The 13,859-nt window shown below is 55.1% G+C and carries 10 protein-coding genes; 6 read left to right on the forward strand and 4 right to left on the reverse strand.

Going from position 1 to position 13,859, the window contains the following annotated elements; translation table 11 throughout:
- Nucleotides 1-59: 59 nt before the first annotated feature.
- Entirely contained in the window at nt 60-782 is a 723-nt protein-coding gene (locus EYC98_RS01520) for a TorF family putative porin (protein ID WP_279243535.1), read from the reverse strand.
- Nucleotides 783-1,097: 315 nt separating this feature from the next.
- Between EYC98_RS01520 and EYC98_RS01525 the strand changes: the two genes are divergently transcribed.
- From EYC98_RS01525 to EYC98_RS01550, 6 genes are all read left to right on the forward strand, one after another.
- The gene (locus EYC98_RS01525) at nt 1,098-1,349 is read left to right on the forward strand and encodes an accessory factor UbiK family protein (protein ID WP_279243536.1); all 252 of its coding nucleotides are present in this window, start codon (nt 1,098-1,100) and stop codon (nt 1,347-1,349) included.
- Between the two features lie 57 nt (nt 1,350-1,406).
- On the forward strand, nt 1,407-2,348 hold the full coding sequence (locus tag EYC98_RS01530) for a nodulation protein NodZ (protein WP_279243537.1): 942 nt from the start codon (nt 1,407-1,409) through the stop codon (nt 2,346-2,348).
- A gap of 125 nt (nt 2,349-2,473) precedes the next feature.
- Nucleotides 2,474-3,274, forward strand: coding sequence for a crotonase/enoyl-CoA hydratase family protein (locus tag EYC98_RS01535; protein WP_279243538.1), 801 nt, complete (start codon nt 2,474-2,476; stop codon nt 3,272-3,274).
- Nucleotides 3,275-3,495: 221 nt separating this feature from the next.
- The gene (locus EYC98_RS01540) at nt 3,496-5,004 is read left to right on the forward strand and encodes a YifB family Mg chelatase-like AAA ATPase (RefSeq protein ID WP_279243539.1); all 1,509 of its coding nucleotides are present in this window, start codon (nt 3,496-3,498) and stop codon (nt 5,002-5,004) included.
- A gap of 198 nt (nt 5,005-5,202) precedes the next feature.
- Nucleotides 5,203-6,441, forward strand: coding sequence for a cytochrome P450 (locus EYC98_RS01545; protein WP_279243540.1), 1,239 nt, complete (start codon nt 5,203-5,205; stop codon nt 6,439-6,441).
- A 69-nt stretch (nt 6,442-6,510) separates the two neighbouring features.
- Nucleotides 6,511-8,505, forward strand: coding sequence for a UvrD-helicase domain-containing protein (locus tag EYC98_RS01550; protein WP_279243541.1), 1,995 nt, complete (start codon nt 6,511-6,513; stop codon nt 8,503-8,505).
- 10 nt (nt 8,506-8,515) lie between these two features.
- On the opposite strand, the gene feoB is transcribed toward EYC98_RS01550, so the two are convergent.
- From feoB to EYC98_RS01565, 3 genes are all read right to left on the reverse strand, one after another.
- Nucleotides 8,516-10,354 carry a ferrous iron transporter B gene (gene feoB, locus EYC98_RS01555; protein WP_279243542.1) on the reverse strand — a complete coding sequence of 613 codons (1,839 nt, stop codon included), beginning with the start codon at nt 10,352-10,354 and terminating at the stop codon, nt 8,516-8,518.
- A gap of 3 nt (nt 10,355-10,357) precedes the next feature.
- A complete protein-coding gene (locus EYC98_RS01560; protein ID WP_279243543.1) occupies nt 10,358-10,618 on the reverse strand; it encodes a FeoA family protein in 261 nt (86 codons plus the stop codon).
- An 85-nt stretch (nt 10,619-10,703) separates the two neighbouring features.
- Nucleotides 10,704-13,856, reverse strand: coding sequence for an efflux RND transporter permease subunit (locus tag EYC98_RS01565; RefSeq protein ID WP_279243544.1), 3,153 nt, complete (start codon nt 13,854-13,856; stop codon nt 10,704-10,706).
- Nucleotides 13,857-13,859: the final 3 nt, after the last annotated feature.

A 13,859-nucleotide genomic window follows, 5' to 3' on the forward strand; every position in this document is an offset into this window, starting at 1 on the left:
GTATTCTCCTGAGAGTGGGTCGGCTGAAAGCTCAGCCGACCCGCTAGTACAAGGTTGGTTTACATGCTTTTGCTGATGGTGAAGACGGCTTGCGCGTCGCCCCAGGAAGTACCGAAGACCTCGTCTTCATCCAAGTCAGTACCTACAGCCGCCAGACTAAGGTCAACACCCATCACTGACACACCAACACCCACTGAGTAGTCCCAGTAAGAATCAGCGCCATCAGAAAGGAAGCCTTCTTCATCAAAAGAGTTGTAACCAGCGTGCAGGGACAATGTCCAGATTTCCGCAAAACCCAGCTCATAGCCACCGGCAACATAGTAGAACTTGCCAGTCTCGGCGTAGTAGTCAGGCGAGTAAGCGAATGACAGGCTCAAATCATTCCAGGACAAACCAGCAGCAACCTCATAGTAGTCACCTTCGAGGCCATCATCGCCAGGGTAGGCGTAGTAAAGTGCGGCAATGTCATAGCCGAAGCCGCTGTCGCCGAAACTACCAGCAAAACCAGCGTAGACGTCGAGTTCCAGGCTGCCGTCAAGGCCGCCATCGGCGTCATTGACGTCAAAATCAACTGAAGAGCCCCAGGTACCGAGATAAAAGCCGGACTCGTGCTCGTAGTCAAAACCGCCCTGTACGGCAATTGACTCGTCTGACTGCGAGATACCGCGGAACTTGTAGTCTGAAGTCAGCGCAATGTTACCGCTAATTTCGGCGAAAGAGGCGCTGGCGCCCAGGGTTAAAACGGATGCTACCGCAAATGGCATTACTTTTTTAAAACTCATTTTCAATCTCCTTGGGTGTAAGTAATTTAGAGCTTGTTGAGCCAGCCTGGCTACGGGCACATCGGCGCGGCAATAACAAAGTCTGCCCAACCTAATGCAGCGACCGTGCCAATTTTGATAAACTCTTTAATTTCAACAACTTATAACAATATTGCTTATCTCAGCCGTAATCGCCAGATGATCATCGCACCAAATTGGAGCACTTTTTCGCACCATAATGGTTCGCGACCACCCCTGGTGCAGCAGACAGGTGCAGCACGCTCGCGCATCCCACCATCACTGTCCTGACGCCCTCCATTCAGTTAGACTCACTCCATGGCAATCAAACCTCCTCCCTTCAGTGACGTCGCCCGCCAACTCGGAAACTTGTTGGGGGACAATGGCGGCATCAAAGACGAAGTAGACCGCACAATGCGCGGCCTGGTGCAGTCCGGTCTGGCTAAAATGGATATGGTGAGCCGCGACGAGTTTGACGCCCAGACCGCCGTTCTGGCGCGCACCCGCACCCGGGTAGAAGAGCTGGAACGTCAACTTGAGGCGCTATTGCAACAGCGGCAAGACGACTAACCCTGCAGCGCAAAAACAGCGACGGAGCCGGGCATCCCTGCAGATGCCAAAGCAGATATGTCAAAACACCTCATATACAACGCCAGTAGCGCCGCCGGTCTGGGCCACGTTCTCACGGCTGTTGCTGTCTACGCTGATTATGCCCGCCAAACCGGACGCCGCTTTCATCTTACCTGTCGCACCTGGAACCTGCGGATTGACAACAGCCTGGACGTTGACCCAATTTTCGCCGAGTTGTTTGAGCTGGAAACGGAAGGCACAGACTCTATTCAATTGTCTGAACGCATTAGCAACGCGGCGATAAACGATAGTAATTCTCTTCTGCTGGTAGGCGTGGGAAATAAGGACATTGTGAACAGCTTCCCTGAGCATGAGCGACTGCATGCGCATGAAATGACACATATGCGCGAGTTCCGACCGCTGCTGGAGAACACCATAGATCACGCTGCGGATTGCATTATCATTCAAACCGTTTCACCCTTTAGCTCTCTGCGTAAAGACTTTCCATTCTTCGACCTCTATCCAGCACCAGCCAGGCTATCTGATTCGCTGCTGCATGAGGCACTCAGTGGGGTCGCGCTGGAACGCCACGTTGGAGTGCATATTCGCCATGGGAATGGTGAGTTCCTGCACGGTCGCAGCGAATACGGCACCGATGAATTTCAGCAGATGGTGAGCAAAATCATGCGCACTGCGCTAGACATTGCTGCCGAGCGCAATCTCGACATAATTGCGTTCAGTGATAACGCTCCGTTGCTAGAACAGCTCCATGCGGAGTACGGCGTGAAATTTGTTACCCATAAAATGCGCCCCGACAAAGTCTGGAAAGATCACTTGCAGGCGCTGGAGCAACAAGAGCGAGCCCAAGCAATCAGCACTATGCTGCGAGATTTTTATGCCCTGACACAATGTGCAAACGTGGTCTGTGGCAGTAGCCTTTTTACCACTGCAGCGTACATTTTTTCTAAGCATCGAGCGTTTACGAAGGTAGTTTCATAACAGCTAGAGAGACGCGCCATTGGGTTTGCGGCTGTCCAATACTCCTGGAGGAATAACCCCTGATATTTCTTGCTTTGCATCCCATCCTGCGCCACGGTTAACGCACTACTACACAGGACAAAACTATGACAGATACTTCAAACGAGGAAGGCTCCATCAGCGTAGAACAGCGTGGTCACATACTGTTGATTGGGCTCAATCGTCCCGCTAAGTACAACGGCTATACGCCAACGATGGCAAAGCAACTGCTTGAGGCTTACACGCGTCTGGACGAGAGCGACGACCTGTTCGTGGGGGTACTCTTCGGCCACGGAGACCACTTTACCGCCGGCCTCGATCTGCCCAAGTGGACTGGACGCATGGAGAGCGAGAGCGACCCAGACGCAAGTGCAGAACCGCGAGTTGACCCAATAGCGTTGGGTCGCGCCTGCCGTAAACCCATTGTTACCGCAGTGCAGGGAATCACCTTTACCTTTGGCATCGAAATCGCCTTGGCGGGTGACATTGTCATTGCCGCGGACAATTGCCGCTTCTCCCAGTTAGAGCCAGCCCGCGGCATTCACGCGACGGGTGGCGCAACCATCCGCTTCGTACAGCGCGGCGGCTGGGGCAATGCTATGTACCATCTGCTGACCAGCGACGAATTCGATGCTCAGGAGGCCTATCGAATCGGCTTCGTCCAGGAAGTGGTTCCGGCTGGAACACAATTGGAGCGGGCAATCGAGATTGCAGAAGTCATAGCGGCACAAGCGCCCCTGGCCGTTCAAGCAACCAAGGCCGCCTCAAGACGCTTCGTCGAAGAGGGCTTTGCAGCCGCCGTACGCGAACTTGGCCCGACGCAGCGCAGACTCTTGGCGAGTGAAGACGCCAAAGAAGGCGTCCAGTCATTCATCGAGCGGCGCACGGCGGTATTCAAAGGGGTTTAGGCGCGTTTGCCTTAGGGGGCCTGCATCATATTCGTTACGATCGCATGCGCCGTACCCGACATTCCAAATGCCCCGGCCAGCAAGACGAATAATCCGGCAGCTACCCCGACGCTGAACTACACTGCTACTAGACACGCTAGGTAGTGTGTATCTGGCGTCAGCCGCTCCCCGCGGATCTGGCCCAACAACAGGATGTTAACCAGGCTCAAGGATGGGCGGTTATGACTCTATCGACTGTACTCAGCCGTGCCCAGCACGGCATCGACGCTCCACTGGTGCGCGTCGAAACCCATATTTCCAATGGCTTGCCGGCTTTCTCCATTGTTGGATTGCCCGCAGCAGCCGTGCGCGAAAGCAAGGACCGGGTGCGCAGCGCGATCATGAACTGCCATCTCGAATGGCCGGACCAGCGTCTGACGGTGAACCTGTCGCCGGCTGACCTGCCCAAAGACGGTGGCCGCTATGATCTACCGATTGCTCTGGGCATTCTGATTGCCAGCGGCCAGATACCAGAGGCGGCCGTCGCCGACGGTGAATTCCTGGGAGAGCTCTCGCTAACCGGCACATTACAAGCCGTGTCCGGCACCATCAGCGCAGCGGTGGCCGCTAGCGCCGCAGGACATAGGCTGTTTCTGCCTGATGCCAATGCTTTGAATGCGACTGCCGTACCGCAGTCGCAGATCATGCCTTGCAACAACCTACTGCAGGTCAGCGCCCACCTGCTGGGTAACCTGCCTATGAAGCCGGCGATTGCAGCTCCAGCCTTGATGACAACCCCCTACCCTGACCTCGCCGATGTGCGTGGTCAGGCCCAAGGCAAGCGTGCATTGGAAGTGGCTGCGGCCGGGGGCCACAATCTGCTTTACTGCGGCCCGCCCGGCACTGGGAAGACCATGCTCGCGAGTCGGCTGCCGGGGATATTGCCAGCGCTACCCGCCACCGAAGCGCTGGAAGTACTAATGATCATGAGCGCTGCCAACCCTTTGCTCGACCCGGCTGTGTGCCAACAACGACCCTTCCGGGCACCCCATCACAGCGCCTCCGCCAAGGCTTTGGTGGGGGGCGGCAGCCGACCCCGCCCCGGCGAAATTTCCATGGCCCATCGTGGGGTGTTGTTTCTGGATGAACTACCTGAATTTTCGCGCTCTGTACTGGAGCAGTTACGGGAGCCTCTTGAATCTGGCTACATAACCATATCCCGGGTACAAAGCCAGCTCAGTTTTCCAGCCCGCTGTCAGTTGGTAGCCGCTATGAACCCCTGCCCCTGCGGTTACGAAGGCGATCCACGCCACCCCTGTCGCTGCACTCCTGATCAGATAAGACGCTATCGCCAGCGCTTATCGGCACCGCTGCTGGACCGTATTGATATTCTGTTAACCCTGCCGCGTACTCCCGCCAGCGAGTTAATGCTGGCACCCACCTCTGAGGAAAGCTCCGCCCAGGTACGACAGCGAGTCAGCGCGGCCAGAGAAATACAGATTGCGCGGGCAGGCGTCATCAACAGCCAGCTCGACAGTGCGGCGCTGCTCCGTCACTGCCCACTTACCCCTGCGGATAGCGGTCTATTGGCAAAAGCACTAGACGACCTCGGGCTGTCCGCACGCGCCTATCATCGAATTCTCAAACTGAGCCGCACCGTTGCCGATCTCGCAGGCGCAGAGCAGATTGCACGTGAGCACCTGTTGGAGGGCATGAGCTATCGTCAGTTACAGTTACATCAGGACAGCTGAGTGCACTCTCGCAGGTACTCGGCATAGCATCTTTGGATTGAGCTGGACCAGTACCTCAAACCACTCTCACCTACGGCGGTTGTAACGCAACCCTGGTGGGTCGACGACTGGAACAAAACCCCCGCATTCGCTAGACTAATGACCATTAGTTTAACGCCAACAAAATGCTCGCGCGCAGCGTCGAGCGAGGTATGAATCATGAGCACTTGCCCTTTCGCCAACTTGGTAGACCCCGACACATATGCTCAGGGTATGCCTTATAACGACCTGAAAGCGATTCGCGACGCGGGCCCTCTGGTGAAAATAGACGACCCCATCACCGGCATCCCCTACTGGGTGGTCACGCGCCAACACGAGCTGGACGCCATCTGCAAAAACCCCAAAGTCTTTTCTTCCGCCGAGCGTTCGCCGTTTCCGATGGAGCACGAGGACTGGCTAATTACCGATGTTCACCAGAAAACAATCATCGGCATGGACCCGCCTGAACACCAGTTGGTGCGGCGCATTGTTCGCAACGCCTTTACCCCCAAAAATGTCGACTCCTATGAGCCCAGCTTCCGTGAACATGCCAAGCGTATTGTGGATGCTGTAGCCCAACGGGGTGAATGTGAGTTTGTCGAAGAAGTCGCCGCCGAGCTGCCGTTGATTGCTATCCTGGAGTTGTTGGGTGTACCGCTGGAGGACCGCAAGAAGTTCTTCGACTGGACCAATACCATGATTTTTGCGGACGACCCGGATATGTCGATTGATGAGATGGCGGGCAATATTGCCTCGGCAGAGGTCATCGCCTACGCCATGGGTCTGGCGGCGAAACACCATGCCAACCCCACTGACAGTTTGCTGGGCGCACTGCTTGATGGCGAGGTCAAAGGCCGTAAGATCAGCGAAGAAGAATTTGGCTGGATGTTTATCCTGATTCTGGTGGGCGGCAACGAGTCAACCCGAACCGTGATTGCGCAAGGCATGCGCCTGTTGATTGAAAACCCGGATCAGCTTCAGTATCTGGCGGAAAACCCCGACAAGATCTCTGATGCCTGCGAGGAGATACTGCGCTACAACACCGCCTTTATACAAATGCGTCGCACTGCCATGGAAGATATCGAACTATCTGGCGTAAAGATCAGCAAAGGGGACAAGATTCTACTGCACTATCACACCATCAATCATGACGAGCAGACCTTTGGTGAAGACGCCATGGTGTTTGACGTGCGTCGCGCTGAGCGTATGCCCGACCTTTACAACCAGCACCGCTCCTTTGGTATTGGCCAGCACTTTTGTATCGGCTCACACCTGGCGCGGCTGGAATTACGCCTCATGATGGAAGAGGTCATACCCCGTCTGCAGAATGCAAAATTCGCCGCTGAACCGCAGTTTGTGCGCTCCTTCTTCGTCAATGCGATGAAGGAAATGAAAATCACCTTCGACCCCCAACAATAAAGCAAGGGCTGCCCTACAAACAACCCGACAACCTGCTAGAATCCCACCCCCTTTAGCAGCGTTGTACCCGTGAACAAACTCAACCCCCGCCAACATGAGGCCATGAAATACATCGATGGCCCACTGCTAGTACTGGCCGGAGCCGGCAGTGGCAAGACCAGCGTTATCACTCGCAAAATCGCCTATCTGATCCAAAAATGCGGCATCAAGGGCGAGCACATCGCCGCTGTCACTTTTACCAACAAGGCGGCGCGGGAAATGCGTGAACGGGTTGGCAAGCTGGTGTCTGGCGAAGCCGCCGAAGGCTTGCTGGTCAGCACTTTCCACCAACTGGGCCTGCGCATCATTCGCGAGGAGCGCAAAACCCTGGAGCTGCGCGCCGGCTTTTCGATTTTCGATAATCAGGACAGCAATACCCTGATCCGCGACATTCTGATTCAGGACCACGGCGCCGAAGGCGATCAGGCCCAAGTCATCCAGAACCAGATTTCCAACTGGAAGAATGACGGCCTGCTGCCCGATAAGGCCATCGCACTGGCCACCGGCCCCGCCCAGATGCTGTGCGCGCAAGCCTACAAACGCTATAACCGGGCCCTGCGTGCCTACAATGCGCTGGACTTTGATGATCTGATTATGCTGCCCGGCATACTGTTTACCAACTATCCCGATATTCTGGAAAAGTGGCAGAACCGCATTCACTACCTACTGGTAGACGAGTATCAGGACACCAACATCAGCCAATATGAGCTGGTGAAGCAATTAGTAGGCCTGCGTGGCGGACTGACTGCCGTTGGCGACGACGATCAGTCTATCTACGCCTGGCGCGGCGCGCGTCCAGAAAATCTGGAGCAACTGCGGGAAGACTTCCCTGGGCTAAAAGTCGTGATGCTGGAGCAGAACTACCGCTCCACCCGACGTATTCTAAAGGCCGCCAATACCTTGATAGCCAACAATGATCACGTGTTTGAGAAACAACTGTGGAGTGAACTCGGCTTTGGTGACCCTCTACGCGTAATCAGGTGCACCGACGAAACTTCCGAGGTAGAACAGGTCGTGGCAGAAATCCTCGATCATCGCCTGCGCAAACGCACCCGACTGGGTGAATATGCAGTTCTCTATCGTGGTAATCACCAGGCGCGACTGCTGGAGCTGGCGCTACAACAGCAGCAAGTTCCCTACCAGATGAGCGGCGGACAGTCATTCTTTGCCCGCAACGAGGTCAAGGACATCATGGCCTATCTGCGACTGGTCATTAACGCCGATGACGACAACGCTTTTCTGCGTATTGCCAATGTACCGCGCCGCAAGCTGGGTACAGCAACTCTGGAGGCGCTGGGCGAGTGCGCCCGCAAATCAGGAACCAGCATGCTACGGGCCGCCGCCAGCAGCCACGCGGACGTGCCCGAGGCGGGCCGCAAGCGCTTGCGAGAATTTAGCGACTGGCTCGATCAGACTCGGCAACGCTGCCGCAGCGGCAATTCCATTAGTGGAATACGCCAGATGTTGAGAGATATTCAGTACGATCATTGGCTGGACAGCATTAGCTCCAGCGAAGATGTCGCTGAGCGACGCATGGGTAACGTCGACTTTCTGGTCGATAGTCTGCAGCGGGTCATCAATGACGATGGCGTCGATATAGAGGAAGCGATTTCAAAGCTGGTATTGCGCGATCTGATGGAACAACAGGAAGAAGACCGCGCCGCCGATGACAGCGTACAGCTAATGACACTGCATGCTTCCAAGGGCCTGGAATATCCCCATGTGTTTATCATTGGGATGGAAGAAAACCTGCTGCCACACCGGGTCAGCGTAGAGGAAGACAACATCGCCGAAGAGCGCCGGCTCGCCTATGTCGGCATCACCCGCGCCCAACAGAGCCTGACCATGACCATGGCGGCAAAGCGACGCCAGTTTGGTGAGGTGATTGATTGTGAGCCCAGCCGCTTCATAGAGGAGCTGCCAGCCGATGATCTGCAATGGCAAGGCGGGCTGGAAGAAGACGCCGAAGTCGCAAAGGAACGCGCCAATGAAACCCTGGCCGGGCTGCGCGACTTACTCGGCTAGTGTTCGCTGTTTAAATACCAAACAACAACGCCAGATTATAAACGCCAACCGCCAGTATGTAAGCCGCAATACCGTAGGCGGCAAACATCTTCAGCGCCAGTGTGTTGGAGCGCGACTCTTTACCGAGAATCGCCATGGTCGAGACACACATCAATGCAATGGCGAAGAACACCAGCAGCGCCAGACCAGAGCCGACGCTCAGGCCGCTGGCCTGAATCTGCTCTACCAGCGGCACCATGTTTTCATCGGCGCCTTCTATGCCAAACATGGTACCCAGCGTACCTACAAATACTTCGCGCGCCAGGAACGAGGTGAGTACAGCAACCCCGTAGCGCCAGTCCAGACCCAGCGGTGCAAATATCGGCTCTACCACATGTCCGATGCTACCCAACCAGGAGGCGGACAAATCGGCACCATGATTGGGGAAGTAACCCAGCACCCAGATAACCACCGTCACGGCAAAAATGATTTTCCCCGCTTTGGTAACAAAGTGCTTGGAGCGGTTCCAGGAGTTGCGCAGTAATGGCTTTAGCCCTGGCACCCGATACGGAGGCATTTCCAGCACAAAGGGCAGGTCGTTATATTGATCGGGGCTATTACGTGAGACCAAGCCAGTAACCAGCAGCGCGCACGCCATGCCAAAGAAATAGATCAGAAACATGGCCAAACCCTGCAGGCCGACCAAACCACCGAGCGCGGTTGTCTGTGGGATAAAGGCAGCGATCAGCAGAGTATAGACCGGTAATCGCGCCGAGCAGGGCATCAGCGGAATCGCCATATAGGTCAGTAAACGTTTCTTCGGTGAGTCGATGGATCGCGCCGCGTAGATCGCTGGAATCGCGCAGGCCACCCCCGACAGCATGGGAATAAAGCTCTTCCCGGTAAGCCCAAACACCTTCAGGGGCCGGTGACAAATCAGTGCGGCACGCGCCATATAGCCAGAGTCCTCCAGCAGCCCAATAATAAATGTCAGTACAAATATCTGCGGTACAAAGACCAGAAACGCACCGATACCGCTGAACAGTGCGTCTGCGGTGAAGTCACTGGCAGTCTGGTTGGAGATAGCCGGCACAATCACATCCGATAGCGCAGCCAGCCCCGTCTCCACTGCATCCATGGCCGGCGCAGACCAGGTGAAAATTGATTGGAACAGGAGGTACATAATCCCAAAAAAAGCAAAGCCACCCAGTGTGGAATGCAGGAAGAAGCTGTCAAGCCGCGCCTGGGACTTAATCAGAATGTCGCCGCGCGGCCCAAACCTTGTTGCCAATTGGTGGGCATTCCCACGCAGTAGTTCATCGGGGGTCTCCGCCAGCCCAGCATCAATGCCGCCTTTTGGATTGTCTATATTATGCCGCAGGTGCTTCAGTAGGTTATCAATACCCGTGCCTTTACGCGCTGAAATCGGGATGATCGGCGCGTGAATGGCGTGACTAAGTCCCGCCAGATCGACCTCAATTTTGTGGCGTGTCAGCACGTCCATCATATTGGCCAACACCACTACCTGCTTGCCGTGGCGCTCACATTCGCGAATCACTTGAAGGGTAAAATACAGGCTCTTTTCCATGCGAGTAGCGTCGATCAGACACAGCACCTGAGTGACATCGGCATCGTCTAGCGCACGACGAAAATGCTCAACCGCCACTTCCTCCTCGCCTGAAATAGGTTGCAACGAATAAGTGCCGGGGAAATCTACCAGTGTCGTATCAGGTATCTCCTGCAGCTTGCCAGAGCCTACATCAACTGTGATACCAGGGAAGTTGGCAACCTTTTGGGATAGACCCGTAAGTCGGTTAAACAGCAGGCTTTTACCTGAGTTGGGACTGCCAACCAGAATGATTCTACTCATAGCTTAAGTCGCGTCCGTGCCTAGCAGAGACACCCGAATATGACTCGCCACTTCATCATCCAGCGAGAACATGGTATTGCTGACACGATAGACCTTGGGCGCACTCAGCGCAGGGGCCTGTAAACACGTTACGACCTCTCCCGGGTGAAAGCCCAGCTCCATCATGCGCACACGATAGTTTTCGGCCAAAGCCTTATCGTAGCTTTCAATGCGGCAGCGCTGACCAGCGCCCAGCGACCAGAGTGAACAAACTGTGGTATTCAAGACATATCCTTGCGACCGCCAACACAGACAGTATTGGCAGCATACGGAAAACAGCGGTAGATACTATTTTAAATGGTAATAAGAATCAATCTTGTTTGTCTGTTGTGGACTCACCAAAGCCAAGTCCAGCCTTGAGCCGCTCACGCGTAGCCTGCACTATGACGTAAAAGCCAGGAATAAAGAATGTCCCGACAACCAGCGCGGCGAGCATTCCGGCCAGCACCGTGATACCCAGCGAACGCTGTCCAAACATGCCAGCACCGCTGGCCATGACCAGCGGCAGAATACCCAGGATAAACGAGACCGCTGTCATGCACACTGCGCGAAACCGCACACTGGCAGCCTCTGCCGCGGCCTCAGCAATAGGTAAACCGCCCTGCTCACGTCGTTGTCGGGCAAACTCAACGATGAGAATCGCATTTTTCGCCGCCATACCAATGAGCAGCACCAGACCAATTTGGGCATACAAATTAAGTTCTATACCCGCCACAAACAGCCCACCAATGGCGCCTGCCAAAGCCATAGGCACTACCAGTATAATCGCCAAAGGAATCGACCAACTCTCATACTGCGCCACCAGAAACAGATAGATAAATATGAGCGCCAGCACAAACGCCATAATCGCGGCACTACCGGCCTGCTTTTCCTGATACGCCATACCTGTCCACTCTACCCGATAACCTGCAGGCAGGTTCAAAGCAGCCACATCCTCCAGCAGGTCCATGCCCTGCCCGCTGCTGTAGCCCTGAGCGGGACTACCGCGGACCAGAGCCGAACGATACAGGTTATAGCGTTCAGACAAATCTGGGCCCAGTATCGGACGGGTACTGACCAGCGTGGATAACGGAATCATTTCACTACTGGTAGACCGCACATAGAACTGCTCCAGATCATCCAGGTCGGAACGAAACGGTGATTCTGCCTGCATAATCACCTGATAGGTCTGGCCAAACTGATTGAAGTCATTGATATAAAGTGAGCCCATTTGTGCCTGCAGCGTATTGAAAATTTCTGACAGTGGCACCCCCAAGTTCTTCGCCTTGACCCGATCTATATCGATAAAATACTGCGGCACATTGGCGCGATAGGTACTGAACACACCGCTAAGCCCGGGCGTCTGATTGGCTTCTACCAACAAGTTATTGAGTACGCTACTGAGCTCCGCAGGGCTGCGACTAAGCGTATCTTGCAGCACCAACTCCAGGCCCCCTACCCCACCCACACCGGGCACGGCGGGTGGCGCAATCGCAAACACCTGGGCTTCTGGCACCACGTTAAACGCCAATTTGTTGATCTTCTGGGTAATCGAAAACACCAGATCCTGCGGGTCGGTTCGTTCATCCCAGTGCTTGAGCACCACAAACAGCGTGCCGCCGTTACTGGCCGCTGCACCGGTCAACACCGAATAGCCAGTGATCGCGGTAATAGTTTCAACGCGCGGGTCCTCACCCAACAGCTCTGCAACCTTATCCATAGCCTCTTTGGTACGGTTAAGTGAAGAGGCGTCGGGCAACTGTAAGTTGACGAAAAAGGCACCCTTGTCTTCAGCGGGAACAAATCCGGTAGGTGTGGTTAAAACGCCAGCGGCAAGCGCTGCCAGCACTCCAAGGTAGATAAGCGAAACCAGCACTAACTTACGCAGCACCCACTGCACGCCAACGTTGTAGCGGCTGGTCGTGCGCTCAAACAGCGCCAGAAACTTGCGGTACCAGCCCGCGTCCTGCTGCTGACCTGGACGCAGCAACAGCCGACAGAGGGCTGGGCTCAAGGTCAGCGCATTCAGCGAAGAAAAGCACACCGCCACACAAATAGTGACCGAAAACTGACGATACATTTCACCAGTAATACCGGGTAAAAACGCGACCGGTAAAAACACCGCCAGTAACACCAACGTGGTGGAGATAATCGCACCGCCTACTTCTTGCATTGTTATCAGGGCCGCATCGGCAGAGGACAGCGTAGGGTCCTCGCGCATGTGACGGTCACAGTTTTCGATGACCAATATCGCGTCATCTACCACAATACCGATCGCAAGTATCAAGCCAAATAGCGTCACCGTATTAATGCTCATCCCCATGACCAGCAACACCGCAAAGCTGGCAATCAATGACACCGGTATAGCAATGGTTGGAATTAGCGTGGCGCGCCAGTTACCCAGGAACAGGAAGGTAATGGCAATCACCAGAGCCACCGCCTGAAACAGCGACACCATCACCTGACGCACGGCCGTTTCCACATAGCGGGTGGTGTCATAGCCGACACTGTATTCCAGGTCATCAGGGAAGTAGACGGCCAGTTCTGCCAAGGCCTTATCAGCCTGATTGCCGGCGTCCAGCGCATTAGCACCGGGCAGCGTATAAAGAGAAATATTCACGGCGGCCTTGCCGTTCAACTCACCAATCACACCATACTGCGCCTGCCCCAACTCTACCCGGGCTACATCGCGCAGATAAATAGCGGAGCCATCCGCACGTGCCCGCAGCACTACCGCAGCAAACTCCTCCGGGTCCTGCAGTCGACCTTTAGTTTGCAGGGTGTATTCGGTCTGCAAATTACCCTCAAATGGCGGCGCCCCCACCTTACCCGCTGCGACCTGGACGTTCTGTTCGCGCAGCGCATTGAGCACGTCATTAGTGGTAATGGACAAGCGCGCCATGCGATTTGGGTCCAGCCACAGGCGCATTGAATAAGCGGCCTCGCCCAGAATATTGGCCTTGGATATACCCTGCACCCGGGCCAGATTGCTCTGCACGTTAATCTTCAGATAATTGGAAATAAATTTGTAGTCGAGCGTGTCGTTGGGAGAATAAAAGCTGATGATTTTAAGCATATCTGGCGACTGACGATCAATCTCTAAACCTTGCGCGCGCACCTCTGCAGGTAACTTTGGCTCGGCTAATTTTACCCGGTTCTGCACCCGCACCAGCGACATATCCGGGTCTGCGCCAACCTCGAAGGTAACCGTCAAGTTGTAGCTGCCGTCATTGGCGCTCTTGGACGACATATAAATCATGTCCTCCACACCGTTAACGGCGTCTTCAATAGGAATACCCACCGTCTGCTCCACAACTTCTGCAGAGGCACCGGCATAGCGGCCACTGATAACAATGTTCGGCGGCGCTATAGCCGGGTATTCAGCGACCGGCAATTGCTCAATGGCGATCAGGCCACCCAGGGTCAATACAATCGATATCACCAGGGCAAATTTGGGGCGATTGATAAAGAAAGCGCTGAACACCGT

Source organism: Candidatus Litorirhabdus singularis (assembly GCF_026262625.1).
Classification (GTDB): domain Bacteria; phylum Pseudomonadota; class Gammaproteobacteria; order Pseudomonadales; family Halieaceae; genus Litorirhabdus; species Litorirhabdus singularis.

Excerpts from the sequence above, each read along its gene's own strand:
- EYC98_RS01520 (WP_279243535.1), bottom strand. The coding sequence starts at position 782 with ATGAGTTTTAAAAAAGTAATGCCATTTGCGGTAGCATCCGTTTTAACC.
- EYC98_RS01530 (WP_279243537.1), top strand. The coding sequence starts at position 1,407 with ATGTCAAAACACCTCATATACAACGCCAGTAGCGCCGCCGGTCTGGGC.
- EYC98_RS01545 (WP_279243540.1), top strand. The coding sequence starts at position 5,203 with ATGAGCACTTGCCCTTTCGCCAACTTGGTAGACCCCGACACATATGCT.
- EYC98_RS01525 (WP_279243536.1), top strand. The coding sequence starts at position 1,098 with ATGGCAATCAAACCTCCTCCCTTCAGTGACGTCGCCCGCCAACTCGGA.
- feoB (WP_279243542.1), bottom strand. The coding sequence starts at position 10,354 with ATGAGTAGAATCATTCTGGTTGGCAGTCCCAACTCAGGTAAAAGCCTG.
- EYC98_RS01535 (WP_279243538.1), top strand. The coding sequence starts at position 2,474 with ATGACAGATACTTCAAACGAGGAAGGCTCCATCAGCGTAGAACAGCGT.
- EYC98_RS01540 (WP_279243539.1), top strand. The coding sequence starts at position 3,496 with ATGACTCTATCGACTGTACTCAGCCGTGCCCAGCACGGCATCGACGCT.